Source organism: Chromatium okenii (assembly GCF_002958735.1).
GTDB classification, from domain to species: Bacteria; Pseudomonadota; Gammaproteobacteria; order Chromatiales; family Chromatiaceae; genus Chromatium; species Chromatium okenii_A.
The window spans coordinates 462072-480991 of sequence record NZ_PPGH01000035.1; the positions used below are offsets into that span (position 1 = coordinate 462072).

The following is an 18920-nucleotide window of genomic DNA, read 5'->3' on the forward strand; positions in this document are numbered from 1 at the left end:
AGGCTTCGGGTCAGCCGGGAGGATAACAACGGCTCTAAGGAAACACTGATTAAATAGCCAGCATCGTTGCGATCTAAATGATAAAATAGGCATCAGTCGTAATGTAAATATGATACCAGCATGAAACAATTTTCTTTTGCACAATCAGAATTTTTAGCAAAAAAGAAAACGACGCGCCGTGAACGTTTTCTCAATGATATGGAAAAAATTGTTCCATGGTCAACTTTGGTTAAAGCATTGACACCTTATTACTACCCTGATAGTCAAGGTAAGCGTGGTCGTCCGCCAATAGGATTAGAGCGGATGTTAAGGATGTACTTTGTACAGCAATGGTATCATCTTGCTGATGAGGCACTGGAAGATGCAATTTACGATAGTCAATCATTACTGCAATTCATAGGTATTGATTTGAGTGTTGAAGCGGTACCAGATGCAACAACACTGTTGAAATTTCGCCATTTACTCGAACGTCATGCACTGACTACAGTGATTTTTTCTACAATCAATGCGCATTTACGCGAGAAAGGATTGTTGTTAAATCAAGGGACAATCGTTGATGCGACCATTATCAATGCCCCTTCTTCAACAAAAAACGAAGCAAAAGAACGCGATCCAGAAATGCATTCTACTCGCAAGGGAAATCAATGGTATTTCGGAATGAAAGCACACATTGGTGTTGACGTTAATTCTGGGTTAGTGCATACCGTGGTTGGCACGGCGGCAAATGAGCATGATGTCACTCAAGTTGAAAACATTTTACATGGTCAAGAACAAAAAGTTTTTGGTGATGCTGGCTACACTGGTGCAGATAAACGCGAAAAAGTTAAAAACAAATTTAATGAAAAAGTGGTCAGTTGGAATATCGCTGAAAAACGTTCTAAAGTTGAAAAAATGGATGATGGTTTGTTGAAAAATCTCACGCAACAGATTGAAAAAATTAAGGCGCAAATACGCGCGCGTGTTGAACATCCATTTCACATTATTAAAAATCTATTTATGCACCGTAAGGTACGTTATAAAGGGCTTGCGAAAAACACTGCGCAACTACAAACTTTGTTTGCTCTGGCTAATCTCTTAATAGCAAAAAAGGCGCTGTTAAAAGCCTAATATAGAGTTCACAGCATAAGAGTACCTTAATTTTACCTAATAAAGAGGTTGACTATTTTGAATCACTAAAGCAAAAACTATTTATTTAATATCCCCTCTATAAAAATATGCTTTTAAAAAGGCAACGTGGAGAACATTAAATAGATCAGCGGTTCCCTAAGTCACCGCGTGGGTATTCCTGAATGGTTCAGGCTATTCGCCACACTCCCGACCGGCTGACCTTCATAATAAACCGTGCGGGCAAAAAAAACGCGCCTGTCTGTCGGGGGCGTTTCCGCTTAGATGAGGTTGTTATTCCTTCTGCAACATAGCAAATCACTTCAGCGCACCGATGTCAACTACAATTTTAACGTTGCATAATCGCTGGGTTATTTTAATCCTGTGCAATCGCCAGCAATTATGAATGTTAATTGTTTTTTAATTATGCAGAAACGTGAAATTGATAACAGCATTATTTCGTTTTCTTTAGCGTCGATTAAAAATCTTTTTTCCAGTTTGCCCTGCGTTGGAGAACAGAATTGAATCAGCGTTTTCTAAAATAGCGCGAGCACTGTTGAATTGCTGGTGGTGACTACGCTGATTTTTGAGTACATCAAACCTTGATTTTATGCAATAGCAAATTTGCGTTGCAGGTCTATACTTTCCCCGCACGTCAATTCATCCATTCAGGAACAAGTCATGTCTGACTCACTGCGTTTTCTGCGTTCTTATCTGCACTGGGCGAGCATCGCTGCGCTGCTGCTGTTTCTTCCCGCCACTCACGCCGCCGGTCTCAACGACACCGGCATCACCACTTGCTCAAATGCAACCAAAAACGGCTTGCCGTGTCCGGTCGCGGGTTTCCCCGGTCAAGACGCCGAATTCGGCAGCAACGGTTTTGATTTCACGAAATTAGATGCAGCCGGAAATGATTTGCCAGCAACCGCTACCAATCACACCTGCGTCCGCGATAATGTCACTGGTTTAATCTGGCAAGTGAAACTCAGTGATTCAACTTTCACTTTTGACCAAACCGCTGCTTATGCTGAAACTGTTAATTCAACTGGTTTATGCGGATTCAAAGACTGGCGAATGCCGAATATAAAAGAATTGATGGGGATTGCCGATTACAGCCGCTATTCACCGGCAATTGATACCAATTATTTTCCGGGTACGCCGAGTTCGGGGTTTTGGTCCGGTTCTCCGGATGCCAACTACTCGAGCAACGCGTGGAGCGTGGATTTCGGCTATGGCAACCCCGGCGGCGACTACTATGGCCGCGCCGACAAGCACAATCGGAGCAATGCGCTGCTCGTCCGGCTCGTCCGCGGCGGACAGTCTTTTGACACCTTTGCTGATAACGACGATGGCACAGTCTCCCAAACTAACACCGGGCTAATGTGGGCAAAATGCAGCGAAGGACAAACTGGCACGAATTGCACTGGTAATGCGACGTATATGGATTGGATCGCCGCATTAACCGTCGCCAATAATTCCAATCTGGGTGGCTATAACGATTGGCGGCTGCCGAATTTCAAAGAGCTGCAAGCCTTGGTCGATTACAGCCGCTATTCACCGGCAATTGATACCACGCAATTTCCCAATACGCCGAGTTCGTGGTTTTGGTCCGGTTCTCCGAATGCCAACTACTCGAACTACGCGTGGTACGTGTGTTTCAGCAGTGGCCACGCCTACTACGACGGTCGGAGCAACGGCTACGGCCTCCGCGTCCGGCTCGTCCGCGGCGGATAGTCTTTTGATCCTTTTGATTCTTTAAATGTTAATAAAACTGGGAGTGGTAGCGGTAGCGTCAGTAGCAATCCAGCAGGAATTAACTGCGGCGCGATTTGTGCGGCGGATTTTAATCGCGGCAGTGAAATAATCCTCACCGCTGCGCCGGATGCTAATTCGACCTTCGGCGGCTGGAGCGGCGCGTGTTCCAATAAAACTGGCGATTGCACGGTCACAATGTCTGAAGCGCAAACCGTTACTGCGACTTTTACCGCCAAACCAATCACTTATAAACTCTCAGTCAGCAAAGTTGGCACTGGCTCGGTCAAAAGCGATCCGTCTGGAATCAATTGCGGCAGCGACTGCGTGGCGAGTTTCGACAAGGGCAAAGTGGTGACGTTGACCGCGACGGCAGCGAGCGGCTACAGCTTTGGCGGCTGGAGCGGCGCGTGTTCCAACACCAGCGGCACTTGCTCGGTGAGCATGGCAAGCGCCAAAACCGTCACTGCGACATTTATTGTTGCTGCGCCGGTAAATTATCAATTAACGGTAAAGAAAACTGGCAGCGGAAGTGTTAACAGCGATCCAAACGGAATCAATTGCGGCAGCAATTGCAGCGCCAATTTCGAGAGCGGCAGCGCCGTGATTCTCACTGCCGAGCCAGCCAGCGGTTATGAATTCAATCGTTGGAGCGGTTGCACCGCGTTTGCCACCAATCCGCTGCAATGTCAGGTTGATATAAATAAAGCGCAAACCGTTAGCGCGACATTTACCGCAGCAGCGCCAACTACGCCGGTGAATTATCAATTAACGGTAAAGAAAACCGGCAATGGCACAATCAACAGCGATCCAAACGGAATTAACTGCGGCAGCAATTGCAGCGCCAATTTCGAGAGCGGCAAAACGATCACGCTTACCGCTGCGCCCGCTGCTGATTCAACCTTTGTCAGTTGGAGCGGCTGCACCGCAGTTGCCGCAAATCCGCTGCAATGCACTGTCACGATGAGCAAAGCACAGGCAATTACCGCGACGTTTGCGGTTATTCCCACAACCGGCGGCAATCTCACGGTCAAAACCGTTGGCAATGGCAACGTTACCAGCGATCCGTTGGGAATCAATTGCGGTTCTCTTTGCGCGGCGAGCTTTAGCGATCGCGTTGTCACGCTCACTGCGTTGCCCGCGAGCGGTGAAACATTTGTGCGTTGGAATGGCTGCATTGCAAATGCAACTAATCCCATGCAATGCCGCGTAACCTTAACTAAAAATCTCACCGTGACCGCTGAATTCAGCAATAAAACAACCCTTGAAGCTGATATTCAAATCACCAACGTGGTTTTAACTCCTGTTTCTCCGAGTGCAGGAAAAAGTTTCACAGCACAAATCACCTTAAAAAATATCGGCAATATCGCCTTAACCAGCGGCAGTCATTTGGAAGTGTGGGCGAGTGAACCGAGCGGACAATCTTGTGGCGCAATTGGTGATGCGTTTGCGGATATTGATCAATTGGCACGCAATGACAGCACAACCATTACTGTCAAACTCATTGCGCCTATTAAAGGAATGCAACGCTTGCGCGTATTTGCGGATAGTCAGTGCAAAATGACTGAATTAAGCGAAAGGAATAATCAACTGGTTAAACATTATACCGTCAACTAATGAATGATCGGCATTGCCATGAATTCATGCGCCTATTCATGGCATCAAGACTTTTCTGAATTGAATCATTATTGCTTTAATCAATAACGCAGTTGGTGTTAAGTGGATCAATTTATTTAACGCCAACTGCGTTTGTTCATCCTGCTATTTTATTGCGCTGGCAGCAATTTATTTCCATCCAGATGCAGATGTACTTCCAATCGCGCTAGTAATTCAGGAAAGCGATTTACAAAAAACAGCGGTTGCGTCTCGCGGGGATTATTCGGGCTGGTTTCATTGCGCCCGTATTGCAAACCTTCTTCGGTCAAACTCCAAAACTGCTTGATCTTACCGCCAGTGCTCTTGCGTGAAAGATGCTCCAGAATTCCCATTGCTTCCAATGCGGGATTGACGGTGTTAGCGACCTTACTACCCAGCGAATGTCCCATCCCTTTCAATAGCGGAGTAATCGCTCTTACCAATGGTTCATCAACATAATCCGGCAGAAAATCGGAATTGATGCCATTGCTTTTACAAAAAGTGGCGTACATCCGAATCTTGCTGGTTTCTGATACGCGCAATTCCCGAATAGCAGATTCAAAAATTTGAATCTCAAGTGCTGGTTGATAAGGCAGCGTATAGGTGTCGGGTTGAATGAATGTAGATCGCGGATTGATTGCCTGCCCCTGTGTCCAATAGTCCCAGAGCGCATCATCACATTCATTCTGATAAACGATGACGGTCTCGCGGATGTCTGGCTTCACTTTATTCGGATGAATGGTCATCAGCCAGCCGGGGAGCTTGCGGAGTGGAAAACACACCATTTCGCGTTGCTTGCCATCCTCAGCAACCATTGTGATTTCCACAATGGTTGAAGCAAATCGTTGATTAGACTTGATTTTTGTGAACTGACTCGCCCAATCAAGCCCCATGCCTTCGACGATGGGCTTCATCGGCGTATACGGAGTGCCGTCAATGTCAACGAGGAACAGAGTGGTATTGCGGAAAGGAACGGGAATGAGCGTATTGCTAGTTTCCATTACGGAAAACCTCTTAGATTTGCTTTAGTGCAAAGGGATTCCCCAAATAGGCTCAGGTCAGCCGGGAGGACTAAAACGGCTCTAAGTCACCGCGTGGGTATTCCTGAATGGTTCAGGCTATTCGCCACACTCCCGACCGGCTGACTTTCATAATAACCGAGCGGGCAAAAAAATACCGCCTATCTGTCGGGGGCGTTTCCGCTTAGACGAGGTTTTAGTTCCTCCTGAGACATAGAAAATCACTTCAGCGCACCGATGTCAACTACAATTTTAACGTTGCATAATCGCTGGATGATTTTAATTTAATTTGTGCTGTGCAATCGCCAGCAATTATGAATGTTAATTATTTTTTAATTATGCGGAAACGTGAAATTGATAACAGCATTATTTCGTTTTCTTTAGCGTCGATTAAAAATCTTTTTTCCAGTTTGCCCGGCGTTGGAGAACAGAATTAAATCGGGGTTTTCTAAAATAGCGCGAGCATTGTTGAATTGCTGGTGGTGACTACGCCGATTTTTGAGTACATCAAACCTTGATTTTATGCAATAGCAAATTTGCGTTGCAGGTTTATACTTTCTCCGCACGTCAATTCATCCATTCAGGAACATGTTATGTCTGACTCACTGCGTTTTCTGCGTTCTTATCTGCACTGGGCGAGCATCGCTGCGCTGCTGCTGTTTCTTCCCGCCACTCACGCCGCCGGTCTCAACGACACCGGCATCACCACTTGCTCGAACGCAACCAACGGCTTGCCCTGTCCGGTCGCCGGTTTCCCCGGTCAAGATGCCGAATTCGGCAGCAACAGTTTTGATTTTACGAAATTGGACGCAGCCGGAAATGATTTGCCAGCAACGGCAACCGATCACACCTGCGTCCGCGATAATGTCACCGGCTTAATTGGCAAGTGAAAATCAGTGATTCAACTTTCACTTCGATCGAAGCTGGTTATGTAAATAACTTAATTCAACTGGTTTATGCGGCTTTAAAGATTGGCGAATGCCAAATAAAAAGAATTGTTTGGAATCGTCGATCACAGTATTGCTTATCCCGGTCCAGCAATTGATACCAATTATTTTCCGGGTACGCCGAGTTCGTGGTTTTGGTCCGGTTCTCCGAATGCCACGGCGCGAACGGCGCGTGGGCGTGTATTTCGGCAATGGCTACGCCTACGACGACGATCGGGGCAACGCCAACCACGTTCGCCTTGTCCGCGGCGACAGTCTTTTGACACTTTTGTTGATAACGCGGATGGCACTGTAACGCAGTCGAACACTGGGCTGATGTGGGCAAAATGCAGCGAAGGGCAAAGCGGCACGAATTGTACCGGTGACGCAAAAACAATGAATTGGAGCGCCGCATTAACTGCCGCCAATAATTCTAATCTCGGGTGGTTATAACGATTGGCGGCTGCCGAATTTCAAAGAATTACAAGCCTTGGTCGATTACAGCCGTTATGACCCCGCAATTGATACCACTCAATTTCCGAATACACCGAGTTCGTGGTTTTGGTCCGGTTCTCCGATTGCCAGCCTCGCGCACTACGCGTGGGGCGTGTATTTCGGCTATGGCTACGCCGGCAACTTCTATCGGGACGGCAGCTCCACGTTCGCCTCGTCCGCGGCGGACAGTCTTTTGATCCTTTTGATTCTTTAAATGTGAATAAAACTGGCAGTGGTAGCGGGAGCGTCAGCAGCATTCCAGCAGGAATTAACTGCGGCGCGATTTGTGCAGCGATTTTAATCGCGGCAGTGAAATCACTCTCACCGCTGCGCCGATATAATTCAACTTCGGCGGCTGGAGCGGCGCGTGTACCAATAAAACCGGCGATTGCTCGGTCACAATGTGCAGCGCAAACCGTTACTGCGACTTTTACCGCCAAACCAATCACTTATAAACTCTCGGTCAGCAAAGTTGGCGATGGTTCGGTCAAAAGCGATCCGGCGGGAATCAATTGCGGCAGCGACTGCGTGGCGAGTTTCGACAAAGGTAAAGTGGTGACGTTGACCGCGACGGCAGCGACTGGCTATGAATTCGGCGGTTGGAGCGGCGCGTGTTTCAACACCAGCGGCAATTGCTCGGTCAGCATGGCGAGCGCCAAAACCGTTACTGCGACATTTATTGTTGCTGCGCCGGTGAATTATCAATTAACGGTAAAGAAAACTGGCAGCGGAAGTATTAACAGCGATCCAAACGGAATCAATTGCGGCAGTAATTGCAGCGCCAATTTCGAGAGCGGCAGCGCCGTCATTCTCACTGCTGTGCCTGCCAGCGGTTATGAATTCAATAGTTGGAGTGGTTGCACTCCATTTGCGACCAATCCACTGCAATGTCAGGTTGATATAAATAAAGCGCAAACCGTTAGCGCGACATTTACCGCAGTAGCGCCCGTGACTTATCAATTAACGGTCAGCAAAGTCGGCAACGGTGCGGTCAGCAGCGATCTATTTGGAATTAACTGCGGCAGCGATTGCACGGAGAATTTCGCCAGCGGCAAACTAGTCACACTGACCGCCAAACCAGACACCGGCGCAACCTTTGTGAGTTGGTCAGGTTGCGCCGCAGTTGCGGCAAATCCGCTGCAATGCACCGTCAAGATGAGCAAAGCGCAGACAGTTACCGCGACGTTTGCGGTTATTCCCAGTGGCTATACGCTAACCGTAAACACAACCGGCAATGGCGTTATCACCAGCAATCCGCTTGGTATTAATTGTGGCAGCGGCTGCATTAAAACCTTCGCTTCCGATGCTGTGATTACGCTCACTGCTAAACCTGCCGATGGTGAAACATTTGTGCGTTGGAATGGCTGCATTGCAAGTGCAACTAATCCCATGCAATGCCGCGTGACCTTAACTAAAACTATCACCGTGACCGCTGAATTCAGCAATAAAACGACCCTCGAAGCTGATATTCAAATCACCGATGTCGTTTTAACTCCTATTTCTCCGAGTGCAGGAAAAAGTTTCACAGCACAAATCACCTTAAAAAATATCGGCAATATCGCCTTAGCCAGCGGTAGTCATTTGGAAGTGTGGGCAAATGAACCGACCGGACAATCTTGTGGCGCAATTGGTGATGCTTTCGCAGATGATATTGGTCAATTGGCACGCAATGCCAGCACAACCATTACTGTCAAACTCATCGCGCCGGTTAAAGGAATACAACGCTTGCGCGTATTTGCGGATAGTCAGTGCAAAGTGACTGAATTAAGCGAGAGGAATAATCAACTGATTAAACGCTATACGGTGAAATAACGACTGTTCGGCATTGCCATTAATTCATGCGCCTATTCATGGCATCAAGACTTTTCTGAATTGAATAATTATTGCTTGAATCAATAACGCAGTTGGTGTTAAGTGGAGCAATTTATTTAACGCCAACTGCGTTTGTTCATCCTGCTATTTTATTGCGCTGGCGGTAGTATTTTATGATCCAGATGTGCTTCCAATCGCGTCAATAATTCGGGAAAGCGATTTACAAAAAACAGCGGCTGGGTCTCGCGGGGATTATTCGGGCTGGTTTCATTGCGCCCGTATTGCAAACCTTCTTCGGTTAAACTCCAGAACTGTTTGATCTTACCGCCAGTACTCTTGCGTGAAAGATGCTCCAGAATTCCCATTGCTTCCAATGCGGGATTGACGGTGTTAGCGACCTTACTACCCAGCGAATGTCCCATCCCTTTCAATAGCGGAGTAATCGCTCTCACCAATGGCTCATCGACATAATCCGGTAGAAAATCGGAATTGAATCCTTCCGATTCAATAAATTTAGCCAACATCCGAATCTTGCTGGTTTCTGATACGCGCAATGACCGCATCGCTAATTCAACAATCTGAACCTTCATTGCTGGTTGATAAGGCAGCGTATAGGTGTCAGGTTGAATAGATGGTTGTTGCAGAGTTGATGCAAAAGCAGCTTCAAGTTCCTGCCAGCGTCGTATCACTTTGAAACGCGCTTTAGCATCGTAGCCAGTTAACAGCGTGAGGGTGTGATCCTTGTCAAGACTGATTGTTGATAGGCGTTTTGTGTGATTGTCGAACTCAAACGTAACACCTTGAATTTCTTGATAACCCAATTCCGGGTTATCTTGCAAATCATGGACTTGCGAAAGCATTGTTTTAATGTCGCGCAAAACGTGATCGTGACGCTTACCGGTGAGTTCGGCGATTTCGCGGGAGGTCATGCTGAGGGATAAAACAGTGAGGGTGTTGCAAGTTTCCATTACAGAACCTCTTAGATTTGCTTCTATTGCAAAGTGAACCTCAAATTGGATTTGAGGCAGTCAGGAGGATAGAAACGGCTCTAAGTCACCGCGTGGCTATTGCTGATTACTCAGGTTATTCACCACACTCCCGACCGGCTAACCTTCATAATAAACCGTGCGGGCAAAAAACGCGCCTGTCTGTCGGGGGCATTTCCGCTTAGACGAGGTTCCTATTCCTCCTGAGACATAGAAAATCACTTCAGCACGCCAATGTCAACTACAATTTTAACGCTGCATAATCGCTGGATTATTTTAATCCTGTGCATTCACCAGTGATTGCGAGCGTTAATCATTCAATTGCGGCGACATATTCAAGTTTCATTTAACTAGCAGCGCGATTTTTAATTGTGCGTAAATGTGCAGCCGTAATTATTGGTTTATACTTTTCTCTACACATTTATTCAGGAGTGTTTTATGCGTGATTCATTGCGTTCCTGTCTGTGCTGGGTGGGCATTGCTGCGCTGCCGCTTCCCGCCAGTCACACTGCATCAACCAACATCATTTTCTGCTCGAATTGACGGACTCAATCCAAACTAATGTGCCTTACCTTTAATTCTTAATGAGTTGCAATGAAAACCGATAAACATATTCACACATTATTAACCTCTGGTCCCGAAGCATTTCGTTTTCTCACTGGTGGTTTAGAGCTTATTGGCAGCTATCAAGATCGTTCCATTGTGTTCAAAGAATTGGAACGCCGCGCTGATCATGTATTTGAACCAGATAATAGCATTGGTCCGGTGTATATTCTGGAAATTCAAACCCAACATTCTGGTGATGTTTATGATCGGTTAGTATTGGAATTGGTGCTGTATCGCAAATTGCATCCGAATTGCACAGTTCATGGTTTGGTGCTATTTATCGAACGCAGCGGTGATGAGCCAGAATCGCCATGGCAACCTTATTTAGGCGTGGGTTCGCTATTACTAAAATCTGTCTATTTGGATGAAATCATTGAGCGGGCGCGAATTGAACAACCAGATCATCCGTTATTAGCAACTTTTCTGCCATTAGTCGCTAATAATAAAGAATTAGCGCAACAAGCATCGGCAGCATGGCAACAATTGGCAGCGCGGACTGAACCAGATGCTACTGCGTTAATGGATGTCTTTACATCATGGTTAATGGAACGTTATAAACATCAAACTTATGAGGAGGTTATGGCAATGTTGCATCTTCCAACAACACCATTAGAAGAAACGCGAGCGTATCAGCAATTGGTGGGCATTGGTATTGAGAAAGGACGGATTGAAGGGAGAACTGAAGGGCGCATTGAAGGTCGCCAAGAAGGCCGTCAAGAAGGGCGTTATGAGGGACGTAAAGCTGAGGCTCGCGCTATTCTCACTAAGTTGATTCGGCGGCGCTTTGGTGATTTACCTAATTGGGCAGTAACGCGCTTGCAGAAAGCAAATACGGAGCAATTGGAAGCGTGGGCGGAACAGATTTTTGATGCTGCCGATGTCGCAACTTTACTCGGCAGTTCATTGGATTAAATCCTACTCAACCCCCGTTTTCAAAGGGGGGCTTAAAGTGATGCGTTGCAATGCGCCATTCATTACGGCATCGAAAGTGCCGATTCATACATGCAGCGCGTGATCTGAATTCGGTTTATCCGAATGCAGAATCTGATCACTTGGCGTAACAATTACGCCGGTCGGAAGGGTTGAATGGAATCACCCTTGATTGTAATATCAATGGCGCTCGTGGGATTTTTCTGCGAGAATTGAAAAATACATACTCGCTCAGAAATGAGTGTTAACATCAATATATCGTTTCTATCTCTGTCCCAGCGCATAAAAAATAACATCATGGCTAAAAAACCCACTCCGCAAAAACCAATTGAAAACTATATCCACACTGATAAAGAGCGCATGAATAATCCGCCAGTTGGTTTAGTCACGCCGCGTACTGATCCCGATAAAGGTGAAAAGAAAACCTACACTTACGATCCGCATCTTGAGCCGCAATTGCAATGGGCGGGTAAAGCAGAACACTCCAGTTTTGAAGTGCCAACGGTGAGTTTGCATGTGCATGAACGCATTGATACTAAAACCATTATTGATGCGGTAAAAAAAGCCAAAGATGACCATGGTCAAGCCAGTTTGTTTGATGAACCATTGCCGTTGCGTGAAGCGTTGGATTTTTATAAGCACAAGGAAAACTGGAGTAATCGTTTAATCGCTGGCGATAGTTTATTGGTGATGAATTCACTGCTCGAAAAAGAAGGCATGGCAGGTAAGGTGCAGATGGTGTATTTCGATCCGCCGTATGGAATTAAATACGGTTCTAATTTTCAGCCGTTTGTGAATAAGCGCGATGTGAAAGACGGTAAAGATGAGGATTTATCCAGCGAACCTGAAATGATTAAAGCATTTCGGGATACTTGGGAATTGGGCATTCATTCGTATTTAACCTATTTGCGTGACCGTTTGTTATTGGCGCGAGAGTTATTAAGCGATAGCGGCAGTGTGTTTGTGCAGATTTCCGATGAGAATGTGCATCATGTGCGGGAGATTATGGATGAGGTGTTTGGGGCGGAGAATTTTATTAGTTTAATTACGTTTAAAACAAGTAGTGGTTTTATATCTCGTTATCTTAAAACAACATCAGATTATTTAATTTGGTATGGAAAAGATAAAGAACAAACAAAATATCATCAATTGTATGAAGAAAAAAATTTTGGAGTTGATAGTTATTTTGATAAAGCAGAACTAGATAATGGTGAAATTGTTGACTTATCAAAAATAACTGATGATGAAAAAAGCAAAATTAAGCGGTATGTTGTTTATCGTCCTTTAGTTTCAGGTGCATATTCTGCAACAACAACTTTTGATTTTGAGATAAATGGAAAAAATTATCATCCAGGAAGTAATCGCTGTTGGAAAACTACACGGGAAGGAATGAAGCGGTTAATCGAGCTTCGTAGAATAAATATTGCAGAAAATACTCTTAAATTTATAGCAAAAAGTGATGATTTTCCTTTTATGGAAATTTCCCATGTATGGGAAAATACAATGGAGTTAATAAGCAAAAAATATGTAGTTCAAACAGCTATAAAAGCAATCCAACGCTGCCTGTTAATGACCACCGACCCCAGCGATTTAGTGTTAGACATCACCTGCGGCAGTGGCACAACCGCTTATGTTGCCGAACAATGGGGCAGACGTTGGATCACCTGCGATACATCCCGCGTTGCTTTAACGCTGGCAAAACAACGCTTAATGACCGCAAACTTTGATTATTACCAATTAGCGCGTCCGACCGAAGGTGTTTCTAGCGGTTTTGTGTATAAAACCGTGCCGCATATCACCTTAAAAAGCATTGCCAATAACGAACCGCCTGCCACCGAAACCCTATACGACCAGCCATTAAAAGACACCAAACGCAGTCGTATTACCGGTTCATTTACTGTTGAAGCCGTGCCAGCGGTTCATGCGCTAAGTTTAGATGACATCGACAATGAAAACACGGGCGCAGATCATTCAATTGCTCGCTCAGGTGAAACGCATCGCCAAAGTGAATGGCGCGATGAATTATTAAAAACCGGAGTACGCGCTAAAAACGGCGGCATGATTGAATTTTCGCGCATTGAAACTTTAGCGGGTGCAAAATTCATTCAAGCCCAAGCCGAAACCAAAGAAGACCTGCCGAAAAAAGTCTTGATTGTGTTTGGTTCTGAATTTGCACCGTTAGAAGTTCGCACCTTTGAAAATGCGTGGCAAGAAGCGCGATTGTTTAAACCTGATATTTTGCTGTTTTGTGCGTTTCAATTTGATGAAGAAGCAGCAAAAAATATCGACGAACTCACGCCCAGTATTGCGGGAATGCAGTTATTAAAAGCGCAAATGAATGCGGATTTACTCACCGATGATTTACGCAAAAAACGCAGCAGCAACGAAAGTTTTTGGTTGATTGGTCAACCCGATGTGAAAGTGCACGAATTAGTGGACGGCATGATGCGGGTCGAAGTGTTGGGTTTTGATTATTACAATCCGAAAAACGGCAACATCGAGAGCGGCGGCAAAAACAATATCGCCATGTGGTTGCTTGATACCGATTATGACGGACGCAGTTTATTTCCCAAACAGGTGTTTTTCCCAATGGCAGGCAATGGCGAAGGTTGGAGCAAATTAGCCAAAAATCTAAAAGCCGAAATTGATGAAGAAAAAATCGAGGCGTTTAACGGTACGTTGTCGCTGCCATTCGCCAAAGCGCAAAAAATTGCGGTCAAAATCATTGATGATCGTGGTATTGAATGCTTGCGCGTGATTTCACTTTAAGCTGAGGACTCTTTATGTACGCCATCGAATTTGAAACCACTGTGCAAAATCATGTTATCCGTATTCCTGACAGCATTCCCAACGGTACAGCCATTCGGGTTTTAGTGTTAATGAATGACAGCCAAATTAATAAAGAAACCACCGATGATGACTTGGCTTTATTGTTTGAACGCGATAAAGATACAGGCAGAGATATTGCGCTATGAGCTATTAAGGAGCATGTGATGCACACTTTTCAGTTAAACGCACAGATTAATGAGCATGGTATTTTGTCAGTGGCTTTGCCCAAAGAATGGGCAAAGCAATCAGTTAATATATTATTGGTTTTAGAACCACAAGCCGATTCAACAGATGCACAACAACGTAAATTAAAATTAAAAGCGTCATTAAATAATGCCGTGTCGCTCAACATATTTGATGGCGTGGATGGCGTTGAATGGCAAAAAGTGCAACGACAAGACCGTGCATTGGCTTGGGAAGAATAAATGCTCATTGACAGCAATTTGATTATTTACGCACTACAACAACGTAAAATGACTTTAGGTGATGCGCTGATTGCCGCAACTTGTTTGGAGTACGATAAAACTTTAGCAACTCGCAATACGGTAGATTTTATTTGGATTAAAAACCTTCAAGTCATCAATCCATTGGAAAGGAATTGCCTGTGAAAAACATTGATAAACTGATTATTAACAGCCCTTACCAAGAACCGGCTCAACATTGGGATTACGAACGCGAAACCCGCAATTTTTTGATTAAAAAAGGTCGCCGCCCCGCAGGTTATGTGATAGCCACGCCTAACACAAAAGGCTTTGATGATGCAGGCGTGTTTGTTGAAATTGAATTAGTGAATAAAATTCGTCCGCGTGTTAAAGCGTGGCGTGAAGCAGGTTATACCGGCGTGACAGGCATCACCAAGCGATTATTAGCGCATTGGCAAGATGAAACCGAGCGCGAAAACAATAAATTTTTCTTTTGCCAATTAGAAGCCATTGAAACGTTAATTTGGCTAAACGAAGCCCCTGCCGCTGATAAAGTCGGTATTGATATTCAAGGCGACGGCGGCGCGTTTACTCGCTGGTGTAATAAAATGGCAACGGGGACAGGCAAAACCATCATCATGGCGATGATTTTGGCTTGGCAGTTTTTAAATAAAATCACCTACCCAAACGATAGCCGATTTAGTAAAAATGCGTTAATCATTGCGCCGAATTTGACCGTTAATAGCCGTTTACAAGTGTTATTACCAGCACACGAGCAGAACTATTACCAAGCCTTTAACATCGTTCCAACCGATTTAATGGACAAATTAAGGCAAGGTAAAATCATTATTCACAATTGGCACAAGTTAGCGTGGGACAACCAAGAAAAAATTGATGCTAAAGTGCAAAAAGGTCAATTGCGCTCAGTAGATAAACGCCAGCGTATGGAATTAAGCGGCACGGCTTACGCAAAAGAAGTATTACGCGATATGGCAACCGCTAAAAATATCATTGTCATCAATGACGAAGCTCATCATGCGTGGCGTGTTCCTGCTGAAAGTAAAATCAAAGGCGTTAAAAAAGAAGATATTGAAGAAAGCACAATATGGGTTGGTGGTTTAGATCGCATTCACGCTACACGCGGCATATTGCACTGTTTTGATTTATCCGCCACTCCATTCGCGCCATCGGGTAAAAAAACCGATGAAGAAGCGTTATTTTCGTGGATAGTCTCTGATTTTGGCTTGAATGATGCGATTGAATCAGGGCTAGTGAAAACCCCGCGTGTCGTGGTGCGAGATAACAGCATTGTTACGGATGATTTGAAATCGCGGCTTTATCACATTTATCGAGATAGTGAAGTTAAAGACGATATAAACCGTAAAGCCGAACCCAGCGAACCCTTACCCGATTTGTTAATTAACGCTTATTTTTTATTGGGTTTGGATTGGTTGGAAACTAAAAAAGCATGGCAACTGCAAGGGCATAAAATACCACCCGTGATGATTACCGTTGCCAATCGCACTGAAACATCAGCACGGATTAAATATGCCTTTGAACATCAACAAATTCATATTCCTGAATTATGCGAGTCTGAAAAACTATTACAAATTGATAGCAAAATTTTAGAGCAAGCAGAAGCAGAAAGCGAAGTCGATGTATCAACCGATGACAATACGGAAGATTTAGAAAACACGCCCAAACTCAGCAAAAAACAGCAAGCTGAATTGTTGCGATTAACAGTTGATACCGTTGGCAAAGCAGGGCAACCAGGCGAACAGATTCAAAACGTGTTATCAGTGGGAATGTTATCGGAAGGCTGGGATGCAAAAACCGTTACGCATATCATGGGTTTACGCGCATTTTCTAGCCAATTGTTGTGTGAACAAGTTATCGGTCGCGGTTTACGGCGAGTGTCTTATGAAGTCGGCAGTGATGGCTTATTCGAGGCGGAATACGTCAATATCTTTGGTGTGCCTTTTACCTTTTTGCCACATGAAGGCGGCGATGATGTTGCGCCACCACCGCCTTTACCTAAAACAAAAATCGAACCTGTCGCAGAAAAAGCGCGGCACGAGATTAGCTTCCCTAATGTATTGCGTATTGATTCGGTTTATAAACCCAAACTGACATTAGACTGGGATAAAGTAAAAACCTTAGAGATTGATCCTTATGCTTCAATCACCGAGTTAGAACTAGCAGCAATTATTGCAGGTAAGCCGAATGATAAAGTCAAAGCGGCAATTGGTTTAGAAAAAATCACCGCAGAAACGCGAGTGCAAACCATTATTTTCAAAGTCGCATCAACGATCTATAACGCTGAAAACAGACTGGATTGGAAAGGTAGCAAAGAGATTTTTCTTGCTCAGTTGGTGCGCTTAGTTGAACAATTTATTCAATCTGAAAAAATCCAAGTGAAACATGATATTTTTCATAGCGATGATTCAAAACGTAAAGTTTTAATTATGCTGAATATGAATAAAATTGTGCAGCATATCTGGACAGAAATCAGAGCCGAAAACACCGAAAAATTAGTTCCGGTTTTCGATAAAGAAATGCCGATGTTATCAACCGCGAATGTGGGAACGTGGTGGACAAGCAAACCGTGTGAATGGTTAAGCAAGTCACACATCAGCCATTGTGTTTATGACAGCAGTTGGGAAGCCAGCGAAGCGTATTTTTTAGAAAAGTCTGAATATGTAAAATCGTTTGTGAAAAACGACCATTTAGGTTTTGTAATTTTTTATAATGATCAAGGTGTAATCAGAAAATATTACCCTGATTTTATTATTCGCTTGAACAATGGAGAGCATCTAATTCTTGAAGTTAAAGGGCAGGATGACCAAAAAAATCAGACCAAACGCGAGTTTTTAAAATCTTGGGTAAATGCCGTTAATGAACAGGGCAGTTTTGGGCGTTGGCATTGGGATGTGTCACTTTCTCCATCAGATTTGGAAATGATTTTAAGTAAACATTTGAGTTAGTGAGAAGATATAACTGTTTTATCACGGTTAAATAACGACTGCTCGGCATTGCCATGACATCATGCGCCTATTCATGGCAATTCTCACCGCTATTCAACATCAATTCTACCCGGCTGCGGCAATTCACCTTCAACCATGATTGGTTTCAGTGCGTGAAGAATGTTCGCAAATAAATGACGGTGCGCCGTTTCTTCACGAGCAAGCAGAGTTTTCATGTATTCGCGCTGCGTTGGTTTTGAGAAACAAGCCGGACATGAATCCGCAATCACCGGCAATTCAGCACGCATTGCAAAATCCGCCATTTGGCGCTCGCGGCAATACACCAGCGGGCGAATAATCCGCACATCTCCAGCTTGATTGGTGTAATGCGCTTTCATGGTTCGCAATTGCCCGCCGTGAAATAGCGACATCAATAAACTTTCCGCCAAATCATCCAAATGCTGCCCCAGCGCCAGCACGTTGTAGCCATATTCACGGCATAAGCGATACATAATTCCGCGCTTCATTCGTGAGCAATACGCACAAAACGCATCGCCGTCCATGTGCGTTTGCGCCTGTTCCAACAGCGGCTGCTGTTCATAATGCCAAGCAATACCGAGACTTGCGTAATAATCTTTGAGCGGCTGCGGATCAAAGCCCGGCACTTCTGGATCAACCGTGAGCACTGCCAGCTCAAAGCGCACCGGCGCATAACTGCGCAGATGATTGAGAATATGCAGCAGCGACAACGAATCTTTGCCGCCAGACACACCCAGCAAAATCCGATCACCTGCGCCGATCATGCGGAAATCCGCAATCGCCCGCCCGACTTGGCGCAGCAACGATTTGGGTGGTTTTAGCATGAAGAAATAACGCTCGCGTAATGGCTTAAATGCGGATTTAACGGAGACGGCGCATAACGATAAGTCTCGATTTGCCAAGCAGTTGGCGTTGCCGTCAACACCATGCACGACGGTCCGCCGTGAGTACGAATACGTCCCGCTGCGCCCGGATTGAGCACCCATGGAACGCTTGTTGTATCCAGCGCCAGCCGATGACTGTGACCGTAAACAATCGCCCGCGCTTGCGGAAATCGCGCCCGCAACAAGCGATGCCGCTCTCGCGCTGTGGTTTGATGACCGTGAATCGCCATCAACTTTCCGCCCGGCAGCGCCAGCTCGAACCATTCAGGAAGATGCACCAGTAAACGCCGATCCGGTTCCGGCCATTTGGACGCAATATCGTTGTTGCCAAACACCGCCAGCACACGCCCCAAACGCGGTTGCAGTTGCGCCAAAATTGCGATGCCACCGATGTCGCCGCTGTGCACGGCCAAATCACAATGCGTCACCAGATGTTGAATCCGCGCATCCAGCACACTGTGCGTATCGGACAGCAACGCCACCCGCACCCGTGTCATCCCAGCAATGTCCAGCGGTTT

17 protein-coding genes and 1 pseudogene are annotated in these 18920 nt (G+C 45.3%); 14 read left to right on the top strand and 4 right to left on the bottom strand.

What is annotated here, in order from left to right:
* Positions 1-120 precede the first annotated feature (120 nt).
* The 4 genes and pseudogenes from CXB77_RS10470 to CXB77_RS10485 all read left to right on the top strand — a co-directional run bounded on the left by CXB77_RS10470 (position 121) and on the right by CXB77_RS10485 (position 4473).
* A complete protein-coding gene (locus tag CXB77_RS10470; protein ID WP_105072451.1) occupies positions 121-1107 on the top strand; it encodes an IS5 family transposase in 987 nt (328 codons plus the stop codon).
* Between the two features lie 678 nt (positions 1108-1785).
* Complete coding sequence (locus CXB77_RS10475; protein ID WP_105073842.1) at positions 1786-2838, top strand: DUF1566 domain-containing protein; 1053 nt, start codon at positions 1786-1788, stop codon at positions 2836-2838.
* A 93-nt stretch (positions 2839-2931) separates the two neighbouring features.
* Positions 2932-3036, top strand: a pseudogene (locus CXB77_RS24630) (InlB B-repeat-containing protein); the annotation flags it as partial.
* Between the two features lie 18 nt (positions 3037-3054).
* A complete protein-coding gene (locus CXB77_RS10485) occupies positions 3055-4473 on the top strand; it encodes an InlB B-repeat-containing protein (protein ID WP_105073843.1) in 1419 nt (472 codons plus the stop codon).
* Positions 4474-4622: 149 nt separating this feature from the next.
* Here CXB77_RS10485 and CXB77_RS10490 read toward each other — a convergent pair whose 3' ends face one another.
* On the bottom strand, positions 4623-5492 hold the full coding sequence (locus CXB77_RS10490) for a phage antirepressor N-terminal domain-containing protein (protein ID WP_105073844.1): 870 nt from the start codon (positions 5490-5492) through the stop codon (positions 4623-4625).
* Positions 5493-6103: 611 nt separating this feature from the next.
* On the opposite strand from CXB77_RS10490, the gene CXB77_RS10495 reads away from it, so the two are divergent.
* From CXB77_RS10495 to CXB77_RS10515, 4 genes are all read left to right on the top strand, one after another.
* The gene (locus tag CXB77_RS10495) at positions 6104-6400 is read left to right on the top strand and encodes a hypothetical protein (RefSeq protein ID WP_105073845.1); all 297 of its coding nucleotides are present in this window, start codon (positions 6104-6106) and stop codon (positions 6398-6400) included.
* A gap of 105 nt (positions 6401-6505) precedes the next feature.
* Entirely contained in the window at positions 6506-6889 is a 384-nt protein-coding gene (locus CXB77_RS10500; RefSeq protein ID WP_105073846.1) for a DUF1566 domain-containing protein, read from the top strand.
* A 37-nt stretch (positions 6890-6926) separates the two neighbouring features.
* Positions 6927-7145: a DUF1566 domain-containing protein gene (locus tag CXB77_RS10505; RefSeq protein WP_242445625.1), complete on the top strand. Its 219-nt coding sequence runs from the start codon at positions 6927-6929 to the stop codon at positions 7143-7145.
* Between the two features lie 2 nt (positions 7146-7147).
* The gene (locus CXB77_RS10515) at positions 7148-8743 is read left to right on the top strand and encodes an InlB B-repeat-containing protein (RefSeq protein ID WP_146108793.1); all 1596 of its coding nucleotides are present in this window, start codon (positions 7148-7150) and stop codon (positions 8741-8743) included.
* Between the two features lie 149 nt (positions 8744-8892).
* On the opposite strand, the gene CXB77_RS21855 is transcribed toward CXB77_RS10515, so the two are convergent.
* Complete coding sequence (locus CXB77_RS21855; RefSeq protein ID WP_105073848.1) at positions 8893-9711, bottom strand: Rha family transcriptional regulator; 819 nt, start codon at positions 9709-9711, stop codon at positions 8893-8895.
* A gap of 612 nt (positions 9712-10323) precedes the next feature.
* On the opposite strand from CXB77_RS21855, the gene CXB77_RS10525 reads away from it, so the two are divergent.
* From CXB77_RS10525 to CXB77_RS10550, 6 genes are all read left to right on the top strand, one after another.
* The gene (locus CXB77_RS10525) at positions 10324-11247 is read left to right on the top strand and encodes a DUF2887 domain-containing protein (RefSeq protein WP_105073849.1); all 924 of its coding nucleotides are present in this window, start codon (positions 10324-10326) and stop codon (positions 11245-11247) included.
* A gap of 315 nt (positions 11248-11562) precedes the next feature.
* Positions 11563-14034 carry a site-specific DNA-methyltransferase gene (locus tag CXB77_RS10530; RefSeq protein ID WP_105073850.1) on the top strand — a complete coding sequence of 824 codons (2472 nt, stop codon included), beginning with the start codon at positions 11563-11565 and terminating at the stop codon, positions 14032-14034.
* 14 nt (positions 14035-14048) lie between these two features.
* Complete coding sequence (locus CXB77_RS10535) at positions 14049-14240, top strand: hypothetical protein (RefSeq protein ID WP_105073851.1); 192 nt, start codon at positions 14049-14051, stop codon at positions 14238-14240.
* 18 nt (positions 14241-14258) lie between these two features.
* Positions 14259-14519 carry a hypothetical protein gene (locus tag CXB77_RS10540; RefSeq protein ID WP_105073852.1) on the top strand — a complete coding sequence of 87 codons (261 nt, stop codon included), beginning with the start codon at positions 14259-14261 and terminating at the stop codon, positions 14517-14519.
* Positions 14520-14702, top strand: coding sequence for a twitching motility protein PilT (locus CXB77_RS10545; protein ID WP_105073853.1), 183 nt, complete (start codon positions 14520-14522; stop codon positions 14700-14702).
* Positions 14699-17500, top strand: coding sequence for a BPTD_3080 family restriction endonuclease (locus CXB77_RS10550; RefSeq protein ID WP_105073854.1), 2802 nt, complete (start codon positions 14699-14701; stop codon positions 17498-17500). The genes CXB77_RS10545 and CXB77_RS10550 overlap by 4 nt, the downstream gene beginning before the upstream one ends.
* An 89-nt stretch (positions 17501-17589) precedes the next feature.
* On the opposite strand, the gene CXB77_RS10555 is transcribed toward CXB77_RS10550, so the two are convergent.
* The gene (locus tag CXB77_RS10555; RefSeq protein WP_242445626.1) at positions 17590-18342 is read right to left on the bottom strand and encodes an ATP-binding protein; all 753 of its coding nucleotides are present in this window, start codon (positions 18340-18342) and stop codon (positions 17590-17592) included.
* On the bottom strand, positions 18336-18899 hold the full coding sequence (locus tag CXB77_RS10560) for a metallophosphoesterase family protein (protein ID WP_105074041.1): 564 nt from the start codon (positions 18897-18899) through the stop codon (positions 18336-18338). Before CXB77_RS10560 ends, CXB77_RS10555 begins: the two co-directional genes overlap by 7 nt.
* Positions 18900-18920 lie beyond the last annotated feature (21 nt).

Excerpts from the sequence above, each read along its gene's own strand:
- CXB77_RS10525 (WP_105073849.1), top strand. The coding sequence starts at position 10,324 with ATGAAAACCGATAAACATATTCACACATTATTAACCTCTGGTCCCGAA.
- CXB77_RS10535 (WP_105073851.1), top strand. The coding sequence starts at position 14,049 with ATGTACGCCATCGAATTTGAAACCACTGTGCAAAATCATGTTATCCGT.
- CXB77_RS10530 (WP_105073850.1), top strand. The coding sequence starts at position 11,563 with ATGGCTAAAAAACCCACTCCGCAAAAACCAATTGAAAACTATATCCAC.
- CXB77_RS10485 (WP_105073843.1), top strand. The coding sequence starts at position 3,055 with ATGTCTGAAGCGCAAACCGTTACTGCGACTTTTACCGCCAAACCAATC.
- CXB77_RS10560 (WP_105074041.1), bottom strand. The coding sequence starts at position 18,899 with ATGACACGGGTGCGGGTGGCGTTGCTGTCCGATACGCACAGTGTGCTG.
- CXB77_RS10475 (WP_105073842.1), top strand. The coding sequence starts at position 1,786 with ATGTCTGACTCACTGCGTTTTCTGCGTTCTTATCTGCACTGGGCGAGC.
- CXB77_RS10495 (WP_105073845.1), top strand. The coding sequence starts at position 6,104 with ATGTCTGACTCACTGCGTTTTCTGCGTTCTTATCTGCACTGGGCGAGC.
- CXB77_RS10555 (WP_242445626.1), bottom strand. The coding sequence starts at position 18,342 with ATGCTAAAACCACCCAAATCGTTGCTGCGCCAAGTCGGGCGGGCGATT.
- CXB77_RS21855 (WP_105073848.1), bottom strand. The coding sequence starts at position 9,711 with ATGGAAACTTGCAACACCCTCACTGTTTTATCCCTCAGCATGACCTCC.
- CXB77_RS10490 (WP_105073844.1), bottom strand. The coding sequence starts at position 5,492 with ATGGAAACTAGCAATACGCTCATTCCCGTTCCTTTCCGCAATACCACT.
- CXB77_RS10545 (WP_105073853.1), top strand. The coding sequence starts at position 14,520 with ATGCTCATTGACAGCAATTTGATTATTTACGCACTACAACAACGTAAA.
- CXB77_RS10540 (WP_105073852.1), top strand. The coding sequence starts at position 14,259 with ATGCACACTTTTCAGTTAAACGCACAGATTAATGAGCATGGTATTTTG.
- CXB77_RS10470 (WP_105072451.1), top strand. The coding sequence starts at position 121 with ATGAAACAATTTTCTTTTGCACAATCAGAATTTTTAGCAAAAAAGAAA.